General features: G+C 67.8%; 14 protein-coding genes and 1 pseudogene. 7 read left to right on the top strand and 8 right to left on the bottom strand.

Features of this window, described 5'->3' with window-relative positions; translation table 11 throughout:
* Positions 1 to 147 precede the first annotated feature (147 nt).
* Positions 148 to 432 (bottom strand): annotated as a pseudogene (locus P2L57_RS39240) (GNAT family N-acetyltransferase); the annotation flags it as partial.
* Here P2L57_RS39240 and P2L57_RS39235 point away from each other — a divergent pair.
* Positions 432 to 710 (top strand): hypothetical protein, encoded by a 279-nt coding sequence (locus P2L57_RS39235; RefSeq protein ID WP_275823275.1) that lies wholly within the window; start codon positions 432 to 434, stop codon positions 708 to 710. The pseudogene P2L57_RS39240 and the gene P2L57_RS39235 sit on opposite strands and share 1 nt — an antisense overlap.
* 57 nt (positions 711 to 767) lie before the next feature.
* Positions 768 to 1,382, top strand: coding sequence for a GOLPH3/VPS74 family protein (locus tag P2L57_RS39230; protein ID WP_275823271.1), 615 nt, complete (start codon positions 768 to 770; stop codon positions 1,380 to 1,382).
* 107 nt (positions 1,383 to 1,489) lie between these two features.
* Here the strand turns inward: P2L57_RS39230 and P2L57_RS39225 are convergent, their stop codons facing one another.
* Positions 1,490 to 3,040: an AMP-binding protein gene (locus tag P2L57_RS39225; RefSeq protein WP_275823269.1), complete on the bottom strand. Its 1,551-nt coding sequence runs from the start codon at positions 3,038 to 3,040 to the stop codon at positions 1,490 to 1,492.
* A gap of 381 nt (positions 3,041 to 3,421) precedes the next feature.
* Here P2L57_RS39225 and P2L57_RS39220 point away from each other — a divergent pair, with 381 nt between their 5' ends.
* Entirely contained in the window at positions 3,422 to 4,768 is a 1,347-nt protein-coding gene (locus tag P2L57_RS39220) for an amidase (RefSeq protein ID WP_275823267.1), read from the top strand.
* Between the two features lie 466 nt (positions 4,769 to 5,234).
* Here P2L57_RS39220 and P2L57_RS39215 read toward each other — a convergent pair whose 3' ends face one another.
* Complete coding sequence (locus P2L57_RS39215; protein WP_275823265.1) at positions 5,235 to 6,218, bottom strand: MerR family transcriptional regulator; 984 nt, start codon at positions 6,216 to 6,218, stop codon at positions 5,235 to 5,237.
* A 222-nt stretch (positions 6,219 to 6,440) separates the two neighbouring features.
* On the opposite strand from P2L57_RS39215, the gene P2L57_RS39210 reads away from it, so the two are divergent.
* Complete coding sequence (locus P2L57_RS39210; RefSeq protein WP_275823263.1) at positions 6,441 to 6,716, top strand: hypothetical protein; 276 nt, start codon at positions 6,441 to 6,443, stop codon at positions 6,714 to 6,716.
* Positions 6,717 to 6,975: 259 nt separating this feature from the next.
* A complete protein-coding gene (locus tag P2L57_RS39205; protein WP_308292567.1) occupies positions 6,976 to 7,890 on the top strand; it encodes a hypothetical protein in 915 nt (304 codons plus the stop codon).
* 20 nt (positions 7,891 to 7,910) lie between these two features.
* On the opposite strand, the gene P2L57_RS39200 is transcribed toward P2L57_RS39205, so the two are convergent.
* The 4 genes from P2L57_RS39200 to P2L57_RS39185 all read right to left on the bottom strand — a co-directional run bounded on the left by P2L57_RS39200 (position 7,911) and on the right by P2L57_RS39185 (position 11,626).
* Positions 7,911 to 8,369, bottom strand: a complete 459-nt coding sequence (locus tag P2L57_RS39200) for a DUF6508 domain-containing protein (RefSeq protein WP_275823261.1) — start codon at positions 8,367 to 8,369, stop codon at positions 7,911 to 7,913.
* A gap of 218 nt (positions 8,370 to 8,587) precedes the next feature.
* Positions 8,588 to 9,739, bottom strand: coding sequence for a baeRF10 domain-containing protein (locus P2L57_RS39195; protein WP_275823258.1), 1,152 nt, complete (start codon positions 9,737 to 9,739; stop codon positions 8,588 to 8,590).
* Positions 9,740 to 10,157: 418 nt separating this feature from the next.
* Positions 10,158 to 10,994, bottom strand: a complete 837-nt coding sequence (locus P2L57_RS39190) for an ISAs1 family transposase (protein ID WP_275823256.1) — start codon at positions 10,992 to 10,994, stop codon at positions 10,158 to 10,160.
* A 239-nt stretch (positions 10,995 to 11,233) separates the two neighbouring features.
* Complete coding sequence (locus P2L57_RS39185; protein WP_275823254.1) at positions 11,234 to 11,626, bottom strand: nuclear transport factor 2 family protein; 393 nt, start codon at positions 11,624 to 11,626, stop codon at positions 11,234 to 11,236.
* 104 nt (positions 11,627 to 11,730) lie between these two features.
* Between P2L57_RS39185 and P2L57_RS39180 the strand changes: the two genes are divergently transcribed.
* Complete coding sequence (locus P2L57_RS39180) at positions 11,731 to 12,174, top strand: MarR family winged helix-turn-helix transcriptional regulator (RefSeq protein WP_275811093.1); 444 nt, start codon at positions 11,731 to 11,733, stop codon at positions 12,172 to 12,174.
* 273 nt (positions 12,175 to 12,447) lie between these two features.
* On the opposite strand, the gene P2L57_RS39175 is transcribed toward P2L57_RS39180, so the two are convergent.
* Positions 12,448 to 13,956, bottom strand: coding sequence for a transposase (locus P2L57_RS39175; RefSeq protein WP_275823252.1), 1,509 nt, complete (start codon positions 13,954 to 13,956; stop codon positions 12,448 to 12,450).
* 1,899 nt (positions 13,957 to 15,855) lie between these two features.
* Between P2L57_RS39175 and P2L57_RS41030 the strand changes: the two genes are divergently transcribed.
* The coding region (locus tag P2L57_RS41030) for an RHS repeat-associated core domain-containing protein (RefSeq protein ID WP_372516091.1) at positions 15,856 to 16,416 on the top strand (561 nt) is incomplete at its 3' end.

The following is a 16,416-nucleotide window of genomic DNA, read 5'->3' as shown; positions in this document are numbered from 1 at the left end:
CCGCGCACGCCTGCGCAAGCACCGCGAATACGGGTACATCACCCCGCTCGAAACCCGAGCCAGGCTCCGACAAGACTTCACCCCCGCAGCGTAGAAACCCGCTGTCCAAGAACAGGGGGGAACTTCAACTCCTCTGGCCAGGGCGATCTACGAGAGTTCCTTGCGCATCAGCGTGCACATCGTTTCGTAGCGACGCAACGAGCCGTCCGGGGCTTCCTCGTCCCACGAGTCGGATTGACGGTCGTACGCCACGTAGCCCAGCCGTTCGTACAGCGCTCGCGCTCGCGGGTTGTTCTCCTCCACGCCGAGCTCGGCTTGGCGCAGCCCGCGACTCCTGATCCGTAGCTCTGCGGCCTCAACAAGGAACGTACCGATCCCGCAGGACTGCAGTGCGGGATGGACAGCCAGCTGCCACAGGGTGCCTACGCCTTTTGACGATCTTTGCTCTGGCCTTCCTTGTCACCCGCCCCTACGGCATTGCGTACTCCTTGCGCCTGGCCGGGACCCCGGACACCTTCCAGGTCCTCTACTGCAGGCAGGTACCAAGCGGAAGGAGCACTGACACCGTGTGCGACGGCACCTTCCAGTCCGCTGACCGGCGTATCGTCGACGACGACGCGAGCCTGTGGAACGAGGTCGAGGACTTCAGGCTCGGCGAACGAGTACCGGTAACCAGAGCCGCGGCGTCGGACTACCACATGGCGCGCTGAGGCAAGCTGGTTGCTGATGCCCCTGCCGCTGTCAACGCCCCTGAGGTGGAAACGTTCATGACCACACCGCGGGACCTGTTCATTGTCTCCATGGACATGGAGTCCGATCGCCCGGTGGAGCGAGGTGATCTGTCGCTGGCACTCGCCGGAGCGGAGTTGATCGATCTCTTGGATGCCCAAGCCATCCACTTGGACGGCGGTCGCATCGTGCCGACCTGCCAGCTGGTAATCCCCGATCGTCTGCTGGCCGAGGCCGCGTCGTCGCTTGTGCGAGAAGCGCCGTATGAGTCGGTCGCCGATTGGCTGTGGCGCAGAGGTCGCAATCTGGCCGCGGCCTATCTGGCCGACCTTGAGGCGGACGGGCAGATCACCCGGCAGCAAGGTCGCCGCTGGATGCTCTTCCGGACCAGTCGTCTGGCGCTGGTCGATTCGCCCGCGCGCCGCCAGGCGACGGACCGCTGGACCTCGGACGAGCCTGTCCTGGCCACCCTTGCGGCGGACGTCGGAATCCACGGCAGGCGGACTGAAGACTCCCCGAGCACGGTCGACGACGCGGTGGCGGCAGTGCTCACTGCCCTGGCTGGTGCGTTGGGGGAGCTGTCGGAAGAACGACAAAGGCGAATCGGACGGCGCGAAGAGGCGGCCGAGGACAACCGTCAGCGAGGCTACTGACGACCGACCGGACGTGGGTGGCGATGGTGCCACCATCATTGATCACGGGTGGCGCCGCTCCTGCCGTAGCCCGTAGCCCGCAGTCGGTAGCTCTGATGGGGCGTCAATTACCTTGCGTAGGTGGCTTTTAGCCAGCTCTTGTCCGGCTTTCCGATCGGAGTGAGGGGAATGGCGTCCACCACGTGGATGGCACTGGGCGTGTACATCGGGCCCTTGTGTTCGCAGACGTAGCCGCGGAGCAGTTCGGGGGTGACGGTGTGGCCGGGGCGGGGGACGGCGGCGGCGTGGACTTCTTCGGTGGCGTCCTGGCGGCGGACGCCGAATACCGCGCAGGCGGCGACGTCGGGGTGGGTGAGGAGGAGTTCTTCCAGTTCGGTCGGGTACACATGGCCGCCGACGACGATGATCATGTCTTTGAGGCGGTCCACGAGGTACAGATAGCCCTCGTCGTCCAGATAGCCGACGTCTCCGGTGTGGACCCAACCGTCCCGCAGGACTTCGGCGGTGAGTTCTGGCTGTTTCCAGTAGCCGGTCATGGCCTGGCCGCTGCGGACGGTCACCTCTCCCGTCCGGCCCGGGGCCAGGGCGGTGCCCGCCGCATCGCGGATGGCGATCTCGACGTCCGGCAGGGCCCGGCCGACCGGCACGACCGGGCCGCCGAGCCGGGCCGGGGTGTGTTCCTCGGGGAGCAGTTGGGTGATTCCACCGGCCTCGGACTGGCCGTAGACCCCGTGCAGGACCGGCCCGAACCGCTCTACTGCCTGGCGCAGCCGGGCCGGGGACGCGGGGCAGCCGCCGTAGCTGATCCTGTGGAGGCTGGAGCGGTCCGTGCCGGTCACCTGGGGGTGGTCGAGGATCCGGTAGAGCAGTGGTGGGAGTAGCCAGAGGTGGGTGATGCGTTCGCGTTCGATGGCGGTGAGCACCTCGTGCGGGTCGAAGCCGCGGTGCAGGACGACGGACCCACCGGCGAGCAGGGTGGAGTCGGTGATGAGTCCAGCGAGGTGGGCGAGGGGCGAGCAGGCCAGGAAGCGGGGCGCCGTCCCGGCGTCGAAGGAGAGGGTGCCCAGGGCGTGCGCGTAGCCGGCGTGCGCCATGCGGATGCCCTTGGGGATGCCGGTGGTTCCTCCTGTGTGGCGGATGCACCAGTCGTCCTCGGACCGGGCCGCGCTTGCCAGCGGCTGGGCGTCCCGGCGTGCGGCGGACGCCAGGAGATCGTCGCCGAGCGGACTCGGACCGAGGGCCAGTACCGCGGCGGGCCGGGTGTGCGAGAGGAGTTCCTCGGCGGTCGCCTGTGCCTGCGGCTCGACGAGCAGTACAGCGGCCTCGACGCTCTGGACGATGTGCGCCAGCGTCTCGGCCGACATGCCCTCGTACAGGGCGACGATCCTGGCGCCGAGCAGGTTCGCCGCGTACCGGGCGGCGACGACCTCTGGCCGGTTGCCCGAGAGCAGCACGACCGTGCTGCCACGTTGGATGCCGCGCGAGGCGAGTTCCCGGGCCAGTTGGTAGACGCTGTCGCGAAACGGGCCAGCTGTGACCTGTCGGCCCTCGGCCGTGGTGAAGACCACCCGCTGCGGATCCCGCGCGAGCGCGCCGAGGACCGACTCGACGTAACTGACGAACCCGCTCGGTGATTTGACGGGCGCCGGCCCGGCCATGGGACCTCCTTCTCCATCGCAGGGAACCACGGTTCCCGGCCACTGGTCAGCTCGTGCAAGCCACGCGGACCGCAGTGTTCCGTCCGGCTTCGACAGTTGCCTTCCCGGGCTCCCGTCGGGGAGACACCCGTAGTGGTCAAACTACCCCTTCGGCCGGAGATACCCGCCGGACCCACACGGCTGTTGCCAATCGGGCAGGCCGCGTCGGTCGAGCATGGGCGAATGGGTATGACGGCGCGGCGTACGGAAACGCCGTGGCACCCCTCCGGAACGGTGTGCCAGGCTGGTGGCGATCAGTCACGAGGGTGGGGACCGTTGGAAGCGCACGAGTACGCACATCTTGATGCGGTCGGCCTGAGTGAGTTGATCCAGGCAAATGAGGTGAGCGCCGCGGAGGTCGAGGCGGTTGCCCGACGGGCGCTGGAAGAGGCCGACGCCGACCTCAACGCACTCGCACAGCCGCTGTTCGAAACCGCGCTTGCCCACGAGCCGCAGGGGCCACTGGCCGGCGTGCCTTTCGTGATCAAGGACAGTGGGCCGTTCGCGCGAGGAGTACCGTTCGCGCTCGGCAGTCGCAGCATCCGGGGCGCCGCGGCGCGGGTCGACCATGACCTGATGTCACGCTTTCGTACCGCCGGTCTGGTGGCCTTGGGCCAGAGCACAGCCCCGGAGTTCGGTCTCAGCTTCTCGACCGAGCCCGTGCGGTACGGGCGGACTCGCAACCCCTGGGACCTCACACGGGGCGTCGGCGGGTCGAGCGGCGGCTCGGCCGCACTCGTCGCCGCCGGGGCCGTGCCGCTCGCCCACGGCAACGACGGGGCCGGGTCGGTACGGATTCCGGCCGCGTGCTGCGGGCTGGTCGGCCTCAAGCCGAGCCGCGGCCGTACCCCCTGCGGCCCCCTCACCGGCGAGACCGGGTTCGGACAGATCGTCGAGTTCGCGCTCACCCGGACCGTCCGCGACACCGCACACCTCCTCGACGCGGTCTGCGCGCCGACCGTCGGCGACAAGTACATCGCGCCGCCACCGACCCGTCGATACACCGAGGAACTGTGTACCCGCCCAGACCGCCTGCGCGTCGCACTCATGACCACTGCGTGGTCGGGCACGCCGGTCGACCCACAGGTCGCCCAGGCCACCGTCGCCGTCGGCCAGGTGCTGGAGTGGATCGGGCACGACGTGGCCGAGGCCCATCCGGCTGTCGATGCCGACGCACTCGTCGAGGCATCCATGCTCGCCGCGGTCGCGACGGGAGCGGCGCTGCTCACCGCACCACGCCGACCCGACCCGTCCCTGCTCGAAGCCGTGTCACGGCAGGTTCTCATCGAGACCGAGGCGTTCACCGCACTCGACGTCATGGCCGCGGCCGATGCCCAACACCGGGTGACCCGCCCCGTCGGCCGGTTCTTGACCGACCATGACCTGCTCGTGACACCGACACTCGCGCAGCTCCCGGCACCGCACGGCACACTGGACTACGACGACCCCCGCCACACGGTGCGTTCCTGGCTGCGGCGCATCTTCGAGTACGGCCCGTTCACCGCCGCGTTCAACGTCTCCGGAAACCCCGCGATCAGCCTGCCGCTCGGGCAGAGCCGTGAAGGGCTGCCGATCGGGGTGCAACTCGTCGCCGCCCTCGGCAGGGAGGACCTGCTGCTGCGGACGGCCGCACAGCTGGAGCAGGCAGTGCCCTGGAAGGATCGCGAGCCTGCGACCTTCGTCGGCTGACGACTTGGTAGCGACAGCGGAGATACGCCTCAGGGGGACGAGTTGGACCGCTAGCGGACTCAGACGGGATAGCCGATCCCCTGCTGTCAGGGCTGTGGCCGACACGGCCAGCGCGCCACAACCGCCGAGCAGGCCCGCGATTCTGGCGTCCCGGCGATCCGCCACCCCGCTGAGGTGGGCCCGTGCGGCGATCATGACGGCGATGCCTGCGGCCACGAACCACGCCGCCGACGACTTTGAGCACACCGGTCAACCACAACACCGCGACGAAGCCGGGATTGCGGTCCTGCGCCAGCTTGACCAGTGATGGTGAAATCGTGGACGCGGCCCCGGCCAAACCGCCCATCGCCCAGTAGAAGCTCGGAACCGCGGACACGAAACCCCATACGGCAGCGGCATATCCGGCCATCTGGCTGGGACGCTCGGCGTGTCAAAACGCAGACCCATGACCGCGATTCTGCCCGGCTCACTGACGAATCGTACGAGGCAGCGACCCATCGCACCCCGCTCGCCAACTCGCCTCCCGGGCGTGCAGGGCTTGGATGAACCAGTCGAGCATCGGCGCCAGGCTTTCCGGGGCAGGCCAGCCGTTGATCACCGCGAGTCGCTGAACGTACCGCTCCCTGCGAGGGTCGTTCGCGGTCTCCAGCCGGGTCAACAGCCAGCGGTGTAGGCCTACGTCGTCGGGGCGGTCCAGCAGCCGCGCGCAGCGGTCCGTCACCGTTGCGACGACCCGATCTGCCTGGGGTGACGCCGGGTCGATCCCGGCCGCCGTAGCTGGGCCGACCTGCTCACGGACCACTGCGGCCGGGTCGCGGCGCAGGCACACGGTGTCACCGTGGGCACGCTCGGCCGCGTGCCCCTCGGCCATCCGCCGCATGCTGGCGCGAAATCCCGGATCCTGGGAGAGTTCGGCCAACTCCGCCCACGCTTCGACCTGTTCGGGCTCGGGGTTGTCGGGCAGCTCGGGTGTCAATGACCGCCTGATCGCCGGGAATTCGGGGTGGACGTCCAGGCCGTCAAAGGCACTGTCAAGGAAATCGTCGATCAGACGGCGGCGTTCGTCCTCGGAGAGCTTGGCCAGTTTGTGCATGAGATCCATCTCCTCAGGGGTAGACCCGCGTTTGGCGACCGCCGTCAACACCGCGCGCCGCAGGCGCAGCATTCGGATCTGCACCGACAGTGCTTCGGCGTGCGCCGCGGCGACTTCGGGAAGCGAGATCTCCTGGTCCACGACCTTCCGGATCGTGGGAAGGTCCAGCCCGAGGTCGCGAAGCGTCCGTACGAGATCCAACTGCGCGACGGCGTCGATGCCGTAGCGGCGGTAGCCAGCCGGGCTCCGGTCAGTTGGCGGCACGATCCCGCAGTCGGAATAGAACCGAATGGTCTTGACCGTCAGCCCGGTCCGCCGAGCCAGATCACCGATCGAGTAGAGCGTGTCGCCGTCCATACCCCCACCCTCGCGTCTCCCCCAACAGGAGACTCAAGCCCATTCGCCCGCCGACAGCAAACCGCCCCTTGTCCCTGGCGGACTTGACGGCCCCCAGTTCCGCCAGCACGCCGATCCAGAAGAGGAGGATGCTGTCAGCACCGCTCGCCTTGTGAGCATTTCTCTCGGAGCTGGCCCTGCCAGAGGCGCCAGTCCCAGGAGACAGATCCGGAAGGGAACCGCATGCCCGAGGTGCGCCAGGCCCGCGTCTCCGATCACCGTACGATCGTCGGGTGCGTGCGGAAGTGGTGGAGTGACTCACGCCCCCCTGATCAGGCCCGCGAGTTGTCCCTGCTGCTGCCGAAGCTGTACTTGCAGTTCTTCTCCAGCACCAGCCTGGTGGTGGAGGACAGCGGTGGGATCAGAGCGTTCCTCGTCGGCTTCTACTCGGCGGACAACGCAACCGAATCAACAAGATCCCGGCCGAATATGGTTTCGAAGACTGAGCGAAGCCACTGAATACGCTGTCTGCGTGAGCCCACCCGCACCTGTCGGATGAATCAACCGACATTGCCCAAACGAGTCCAATGACGCGACAGAACAGTCTGGCTGAAAACCACTCAGGTCGAGTTCTGGGACGACGTCCGTGATTTTCAGCTGGCCTGCCGCGGTGTGTGGCTGGTTTCTTCCCATCTCGTTCCCGTACGCTTCCCCTACCGCAGTGGAGTCACTGACTCTGAAGGGCCACCGAATCCCGAGCGTCGTGAGGAGAACCCGGATGAGCGGTGTGCGGAACACGGGCATGGGGGCACCGGCTGCCGGAGATGGGCAGACGTTGGGGACCCCTGTCCCGGATGGCATGACGCCGTTCGACCACATCTACGATCAGCCGGATCCTCGGGCGTATTTCCGGGCGTTGGGCCCACTGGAGTACCAGGCGCCGCACCACGGACAGGGCATCTTCCGTCGGGCGCTCACGGCCCGCGGACAGCAGGGCCGTGCGGCAGAACCGGAAACAGTGCTGGACATCTGCTGCTCGTACGGCATCAACGCCGCGCTCCTCAACCATGAGGTGACGCTGGACGAGCTCTACGCGCATTACACATCGCCACAGGCCACCGCGCTCACCACAGCCGAGCTGATCGAGTGGGACCGCAACTACTACGCGGCTCGTAGACGCCATGACGCGGCCCGGGTCATCGGGCTCGACGCGGCCACGAACGCCATCTCCTACGCACGCGCGGTCGGCCTGCTGGCGGAAGGCTTCGCCGAGAATCTCGAAACCTTGCCACCTTCCCCGTCGCTGCTCCGCGCCGTGCAGCACACCCGCCTGATCACGATCACCGGAGGGAGCACCTTCCTGTCCCCGCGCACTTTCCAGCCGCTCCTGGCCTGTGCCCATGAACCGGTGTGGGTTGCCGCCCTGGTGTTGCGCACCAGTTCCTACACGTCCATCGCGGCCTGCCTGGCCTCTTACGGCCTGGTCACCGAGAAGGCCACCGCGCACACCTTCCCGCAACGACGCTTCACCGACGCGGACGAACAGCAATACGCCGTCCATGCGGTGACCGCGGGCGGCGAGGACCCGTACGGGAAGGAGACGGACGGCTACTTCCACGCCTCGCTGCACCTGTCACGCCCACCGGAGGACGTGATGGCGTTTCCGCTGGCCGATCTGATGGCGAGCGCGTGAGGCCGGTCCCGCGCTGCGCGCTACCCGTTTGACCGACCCCGGTACCAGGCGGACAGGGAGGCCGCCACCGCCTGGAGTGTTCCGCTCTCCACCGCCTGGCCGATGGTTCCGTAGCCGAACCGCTCTCCCCGCACGATGGCCGTGGCCAGGCGGACCGCTTCGGCCGGGGCGAGTTGCCCGCCGTCCGGCACTGCACGAGGGCGCTGCCGCATCCAGTGGTAGGCGGGCGTGACCGCGCCCACTTCGGCCAGCGCGCGACAGGCCCGCTCCACCCGCTCGGCATAGTCCGGGTAGCCGCCCACCATGACACCGTCCGCCCGCCGTTCCGTCTGCTTCCAGCGGATGTCCTCCTCGTCGTGCGGCAGGGCTGCGAACTCGTCGGCGACGGCCAGCAACCGGCGCCAGGCATCGGCCCGTTCGGCGGTGACGTCCAGTTGCGCCAGCAGCGCGGCATCGTCGGGATCGCCGTTCTCGCTCATCGCAGAACGATAGCCGCGAGGCGCACCTCGGCTTCCTCGGGGGGCGTGACCGACACGGTCAGGACCGTGAGCGACATGGCCAAGACGAACGGGCCGAGGCGATCGAGACCATCGCCGGCATCGGGCCCTGCTCGGCACCGAGTGCCTCATCACCACGCGGCCTGTGTGTCAGGAGGCGTCGCGCTTATCGGTGGACGTCTCACGGTCAAGGCCGGATCTCAGCGCTGGGACTCAGGCGCGGGCGGTAGTGGGAAGCGCAGCGAAGCGGCGGCGATGTGCTCCTGCAACGGGGTCTCGGTCTTCACGTGCTTGACCGTGCCGCTCTCGTCGATCACCGTCGTCACGAGTTCGTCGATGACATCCGGGGTGTGCCGCGTCGACTCGCCGCAGAGCGGGCAGGTCTCGCCCTCGAGGGCCAGCCAGCCATCCCGGTCGCAGACCACCCCCGGCGTCACCTCCTCGTCGTGCACGAACAGCGTCTGCACCGCGGCGACTGAGCCCGCCCACAGGCAGGGGCGCAACCCGACCACGGCCGGTTTTCCGGCCGCCGCGGCCCCCACCACCTCGTCGACGAGGCGGCGCTGCTCCTCCTGCTCGTAGTTGTGCACGATGGCGTCGACGCTCTTGCGGAGGTCAGCCGGGGTGGCGGATTCGGGGTCGATGGTGAAGGTGCCTGCGATCCGCTCGCGTAGCTCGCGAGGAAGGAACTCCGTGAAGACGGCCACCTCGTGCGGGTGGCCGCCGATGACGAGGAGATCGAACCCCCTGCCGCGGAACAGGTCGGCCAGGTGACCCGCCGCCCGCCGGAAGTGCTTCTTGCTGAGCTCGTCGGACTTGTTGCGGACATGCCATTCCTCGAACGGGGAGGCGTAGGCCGTCTTCCGTATGGTCCGGTCACGGAAGGACCCGATTTCGTGCATCTCGTCCATATAGAGCTCCCACACCCGCGCCCATGCCTTGTCGATCCACACGGCGCAGGTGCGGTGGTACTCATCCAGCACCGCGGCCAACGGGCGGATCCACGGTGTCGCGTCGATGTGGACCCGGTCGTGCACCGGGCGGGGCAGCGAGACCTCCTCGAAGAGGCCCCGGGCGCTGCACGAGAGGAACGCGGCCGTCCCAGGCTTGATGGGCTCCCGCTCGGCCACCTCCGCGATCCGTGCGACGTCGTCACGCAGCGACATCCGCGCGTCGTGGTCGAGCTTGGTGTCATCGGCCGTCGGACGGATCTGGTCCAACAGCTCGTTCACACGTGTGCGGAAGTCCCTGCGGCCGACCGGACCCACGTCGGCCCGCGCGTAGACCGAGACCACCGGGATTCCGTGCCCTTCGAACCGGATGAGCCTGTCGACCGTCTCCTGTGTGATCATCTCTGCTGCTCCTCGCCGTTAGGCCCCCGCCTCACCTGGAGTGACTACGATGCGTGGCCGCGATGACCTGGTCGTGAGCGTGGTCTTCGCCTCAGAACACGTAAGGCTCCGGATCTTCCCAGCAAACGCCCCGCGAGCCCGACTGGCAAACGGGCGCCCGGCGCGCGGCGAGTCCGCACTCCGGCGGCGCGCACGTACCACGCGATCGCTGCCGCCACCGTCCGGCACGCCTTTGCGTACGGTCTCCTTGAGCTCGCCGCTGGTGACGAGTTCCCGCTCGTTCATCTCGACATCGATGTCCTCGCGCTGGACGTCAGGCAGTCCGACCTCGACCACGTACACGTCATCGGTTTCGGATAGGTCGGCCAGGGGTGCCCAGGCAGGGCTTAGGCGAAGTGTCGTGATGCCCGGTTCGTGTTCATGTGAGCCCGAGGAGTGCGAGCGGTCGGCGGCTGTCGCGGGCGTTGTGCCGCAGTGCGGAGGCAATGTTCGTCCCGCCGGCCAGGCGGAGAGCGCCGATGGCGGGGTTGCGCCAGGTGGCCATGGCCCGAGGTGTGGTGCCCGTAGGCAGTTGTGAAGCGTCCTCGGCGAACGTCACGTTTCGGACGTGGTGCAGGGTCTCGATCTTCCAGTGGCCGCGGATCAGGTTCGCGAGCTGGGCGGGTGTGGCCTGCTCGGCGGTGAGGCTGGTGGCGGCGTAGACGGTCTTGACGCTGATCCTGCCGGTCTTGCGGTCCAGCCGGCGGCGCTTGAGCTGGATGGCCCGGCGGGCCCCGGGGAAGAGCAGGTTGTTCACTGTGCACACCTTGATCCGGCGGATCTCGCCTCTGCCGTGCCCGGCGTCGCGGGTGCGTGACTGCAGCGGAATCTGCTTCCACGGAAGGGACTTGAGCTGCTTGCGAAGCTTCTTCTGGTTCCCTTTCACGATCACGATGTAGTGCGCGTTGCGGCCGAGCAGGTACGCCGCATGTTCGCGCTGGGTGTGCATCGCGTCGCTGGTTACGACTGTGCCCGTCAGATCGGTGAGGACCTCCAGCAGCGGCTGGAAGCAGGTGATCTCGTTGGTCTTCTCACCCACGTCGATCTGGGCCAGGACCAGGCCGCGGACGTGGTCGCAGGCGGCGAGGAGGTGGATTTTCCGGCCCTTGGCCCGGGCCGCTCCGCGCAGGCTCTTGCCGTCAACCGCCAGCCCGCGCAGCCGTCCGTCGGTGCTGGTGCGCCGGTCGGCCAGCCAGCGGCCCACCGCCCGGTCCAACGCGTCGCCGTCGATGCGGCCCAGTAACCGCCGTACTGTCGCTTCCGCAGGCAGGCGCCGCTTGGGAACAGCGGATCGGGTTGTACTCCAAAGTTGGAAGCCCGTGCCTGTCTCGTTCCTGGAATCTCGCCCAGCTGACAGATCCTCACGAACCCGGCGTCAAGCGGCCATGCCGAGGCCCTGGTCGTCAAACATGCCAAGTCCAGGCCGCGTTCGTCACTGGACGGTGAGCGGCGAGCTCAGCGGGCGCTGCCGATGTTGCGGTCCGCTTCGGAGCCCTGGAGCATCAGCGTGGTCTCCTCTATGCGGCTGAAGCGGCCATCGGCTGCCAGGTCGGCGAACACGTAGACCTCGGTGCGCACGGTCGAGCCGTCCTTCTTCGTGATGTTGACCGTGTGGCGGTCGGCGTACTTGGTGCCGTCGTAGAGCTCGTCGTGGACCTCGACAGAGCCTTCGGCGACGAGTGTGCGCACGTGGGCGATGTGCTCGATGAAGCCGGCACGGTCGGCCCACTGCCCGTCCGTGCGCTGCCGGTAGCCGGGGGTGAAGTGGCGGTCGGCGGCTTCTTCGACGGTGATGTCGGTGTTGAAGATCAGGTCGGTGAGGGCGGCGGCGACGCCAGTGGGGTTCATGGGGGATTCCTTTCACGTTGAACACCAAGTAAGTGCGTGCGTTGCGCACGCTCCGCTTTGACTGTAGCACCTGATGCGTGCGCGGCGCACGCTATTGTGTGGGTATGGAGAACGAGGTAGGACACGAGATCGCCGATGCGCTGGGCATCCTGCTCAAACGCACCACCCGCACCCAGCTGCACAAGCACCTGACCGAAGGCATGGGGAAGGCAGTGGACGAGCTGACCTACCCGATCCTCAGCGCACTGGCCAGGACCGGCCCTCGCAGCGCCGCCGACCTGGCTCCGGACGCCGGACTCGACCGGTCCGGCGTCACGCGCCGCGCCTCCCGCCTGGAGGCCGCCGGACTCATCCGCCGCGAACCGGACCCCACCGACCGTCGCGCATCCCTACTGGTCCTCACCGACAAGGGAGAACACACCGTGGCCGAACTACGCGAGCGCCTGGCCGCCCACATCGCCGCAAGCCTCAACTCCTGGCCCCCCGGGGACGCCCAGACCTTCGCCCGCCACCTCCGCCGCTTCATCACCGAAGGCCCCTTCGTATAGCCGCCTCACACCACCGGGCCGTCGCCGTCCAGTTGAGGCACCGGCTCGATTCCGGCGTCGCAGTCGGAGTGTCCATGTGCGGCTCCGTCAACTGAAGCGCGCTACTGCACCAACCCATGGGCTCACCCGCTGCCGTGTCCGGTTGATCACCCGAGCGGTCGGCCGAGTGCAGGGGGAGTTGACTGCTGTTCGGGCAGTCCACGACCGTGACTGCGACGGTCAGGCCATTGGCGCCGGGTGCGAAGGCCCTGCACCATGCCCGAGACGTGACGTTCACCGAGGACGCTTCACAACCGCGGACGAGCACCACACCTCGGGCCATGGCCACCGCGGTTCTCTCGGCCGCAGGGTGAGCATGCGGCGCCCCAGCCTGGAGGTGGTGCACTGGTTCTGGAAGGGGCAGGGGCGGCAGGCCAGCACGCTGAAGGTGACGACGATCGCGTCCTGGCCGTGCTGCTTGACGGGGTTCCAGTTCATGTTGGTGTGACCGGCGGGGCAGCGGACCTGGCGGACCTTCCAGTCGATGGTGAAGGCGGTCTTGTCGAAGCCGCCTGCGGCACGGGCCTGGGGTGAGTGGTCCAGCAGGACCGGGGTGACCATGGTGATCTGCTGCTTGCGGGCGGCGGTGATCAGGTCGGCGGAGGGGTATCCGGCATCGAGGTAGTGCTCGGCGGGCTTGAGGTCATGCTCGGCCAGACGCTGCTGGATGGGGGCGGTCGCCTTCACATCCGGCACGGTCGCCTCGGTGGTGTGCACGTCCGTGATCAGATTCGGTGCCGAACCGCTCTTCTTGACGGCCTCGGCTTGGGCTTCGGCTTGGGCTTGGGTGGGAGCGTGGCAGGTTTCGGTGAGGTGGACCTTGTAGCCGCACCAGAACACCTCGTCGCCCTTGGCGGACCAGCGGGCGTCGGGGTCATACGGTGAGGCCAGGCGCAGATGGCCGGGCGGGATGCCCTCGTCGTCGGCTTCCTGCTTCTTGATCACCTCGCGTCCCCGGGTATCGGTGGTGTGGACGTAGTAGGTCTGCACGAGGACCTGCCTCAGGACCCGCACGGCCTCGATCTCGCGGATCCACACCGGGGCGTCGGCGGCCCAGGCGGCCCGGCACAGTGCGTATCCGTCCTGGGCGAAGACCACCGCGAGCCGGTCGCGTTTGGTCTTCGATGACGGCAGGGTCCAGCCGTTGACGCGTGGCCCGTAGCGGTGGGCGAACTCCGCAACGTCGATCTGGCCGACCAGCCACGTGGGGGCGGCCACGGCCAGGGCCTCCAGGGCGGCCCGGACGCTCTCCCCTGCCAGCTCCAGCCGGTTCAGGTCACGAACCGCGCTGATCACGTGCGTGGAGTCGGTACGCTGTTTACCCCCGGCACCGATCAGTTGGGCGTCCTTGCAGTGCTCCAAGAGCCGGTCGAAGACGACACGCTCCAGACCACGGCCGACCAGCCGGGCACGAAACTTGCTGAGCACGCTCGCGTCGAAGCCGGTGTCGCCCAGCTCGACCCCCAGTGCGTATTTCCAGTCGATGGCCCGTACCGCCATCGCCGCGGCCTGCCGATCCGTCAGGTCCTCGGCGAACTGCAACACCGTGACCAGCGATAACACAGCCGGAGACAGTCCCGGAGCACCGCGCACGCCGAACGCCTCGGCGAACGGCTTGTCGGCGAAGACCTCGGCGAGCCGGTCCCTCACCCGTATCGCCAGGCTGCCCTTCGGAAACGCTGCCCGCGCCACCGCCACGGTGTGCTCCGGGATCTGCGGCAACCCCTTCGGCTGCATCGACATCCACACCACTCCCGCGGCCGGCACGACAGGACAACGACCCGACGCCCTGATGCGGCCCCGCCAGACACAGGCACCCACCGCGCAAGGCGGCCGGATGGTCACCGACACCTTCTACGACACCCGCGGCTGGAAGACGGCGACATACAACGGCTGGTGGGACTCCGCCACCACCCCCAACACCGCACTGGTCTCCGCCGCCAACCTCAAGGACGAGGTCCCGAACCAGGACTACTACACCTACGACGGCCTCGGCCGCGTGGTGGTGGACAACTCCGAGAAGGACAACGTCGTGGTATCCGCCACCACGACCCTCTACAACGGCGACCGCACCACGGTCATCCCACCCACCGGCGGCGTCACCAAGACCACGATCACCGACCCCACCGGCCGCACCAACGAACTCGACGAATACACCGCCGCCCCCACCCTCAACACCCCCTCCAACACCTTCACCGGCATCTGGACCGTCTCCGGCGGCACCACCCAGGCCACCACCTACGGCTTTGACGGCCATGGCAACCAGAACAGCGTCACGGCAGGCGGCAGCACGTGGGCTACCTCCTACAAGCTGCTGGGCGAAGCCACCGGCAAGAACGACCCGGACGCCGGAAACTCGACGCTGCAGTACGACGCGGTCGGCAACCTCACCCAGGCGACCGACGCCCGCGGCAAGACCATCAGCTACACCTACGACGCCTTGAGCCGAAAGACCGCCGAATACGACGCACCCACCAGCGGACAGTCCAGTAGCAACCAACTCTCCGCCTGGACCTACGACAACTCCAACAACGTCGTCTCCGGCATGAAGTACCCCATCGGCCACCTCACCACGCAAACCGCCTACTCGGGCGGCGCCGCCTACACCACCCAGGCCAAGGGCTTCAACGTCTTCGGTGAATCCATCGGCGAGACCGTCACCATCCCCTCCAGCACCGAGGGCACCACCCTCGGCACCAGCTACACCTTCCTGCACACCTACTCCACCACCACCGGCCTGCCACTGAAGGACGTTTACCCCTCCGGCGGCGGCCTGCCGTCCGAAACGGTCACCCACGGCTACGCCGGAGCACTCGACCTACCCGACGTACTCGGCGGCACCAACGGCTACGCCAACGGCGTGGTCCACGACGCCTACGGCCGTGTACAGCAGGAAACTCTCGGCTCGGTCAGCGGCAGCCAGGCGTGGATCACCAACACCTACGACATCCACACCAGCAGGCTCACCGACCAACTCGTCACCCGCTCCACCGCCACCCCCACCAACGTTGACGAGCAGGCATACACCTACGACCTCGCCGGAAACCTCACCCATCAGGCATCCACCCGCCTGGGCTCAAGCTCCAGCAGCGAAACCCAGTGCTACCAGTACGACACCCTCGACCGACTCACCCAAGCCTGGACCGCCACCGACTCCTGTGCCGCCACCCCCACCACCGGAAACTCCTCAACCGTCGGCGACAACCTGGACAGCGCCAGCGCCTACTGGACCGCCTGGAGCTTCGACCCTCTGGGGAAGGGGCTGCGAACCCAGCAGGTTGACCACTCCACCACCGGTGGCACCGACACCACGACCACCTACGCCTACGACGGCAACAACGCCGGTCAACCCCACACTCTCACCGCCACTAACACCACCGGCGGCACCACGGTGTCGACCAGCGCCAGTTACGACGCCGACGGCAACACCACCACCCGCACCACACCCGCCGCGGGTACACAGAACCTCACCTGGAGCGACAACGGTCGACTCACCGCGATAACCGGTGGCACAGCAGGCGACAGCCACTACGTCTACAACGCTGACGGCAGCCTTCTACTCCAAAAAGACCCCGGCACCACCACCCTCTACCTCCCCGGCGAACAACTCGCCCTCTCCGTCACCGGAACCCGCTACTACCCCTGCCTGGCGGCGGCACAGCGGTACGTACCGGCAGCAGCACCTTCCAGTTCGAAGTCACCGACCCGCACGGCAGTTCTGGCCTGTTCCTCGACTCGACCGCACAGACTCCGACCTGGCGGCAGTTCACCCCGTACGGTGCGCCCCGCGGAACTGCCACCACGTGGATCGACAACCGCGGCTTCCTCAACGCCCCCAACGACTCCAGCACCAAACTCACCATCATCGGTGCCCGCCAATACGACCCCACCACAGGCCGCTTCATCAGCCTCGACCCACTCCTCGAAGCCACCAGCCCCCAGGAACTCAACGGCTACACCTACGCAGCCAACAACCCCGTTACCCTCAGCGACCCCACCGGACTGCGCCCCATCGGCCCTGGCGACAACCCCCAAGAGGACCAGGAGTGGGCCCAGCAGAACCACATCCTCAATTATGAAGTTCCCCCCTGTTCTTGGACAGCGGGTTTCTACGCTGCGGGGGTGAAGTCTTGTCGGAGCCTGGCTCGGGTTTCGAGCGGGGTGATGTACCCGTATTCGCGGTGCTTGCGCAGGCGTGCGCGG

It is taken from the genome of Streptantibioticus ferralitis (assembly GCF_029223525.1).
GTDB classification, from domain to species: domain Bacteria; phylum Actinomycetota; class Actinomycetes; order Streptomycetales; family Streptomycetaceae; genus Streptantibioticus_A; species Streptantibioticus_A ferralitis.
This window is presented reverse-complemented; position numbering and strand designations above follow the sequence as displayed.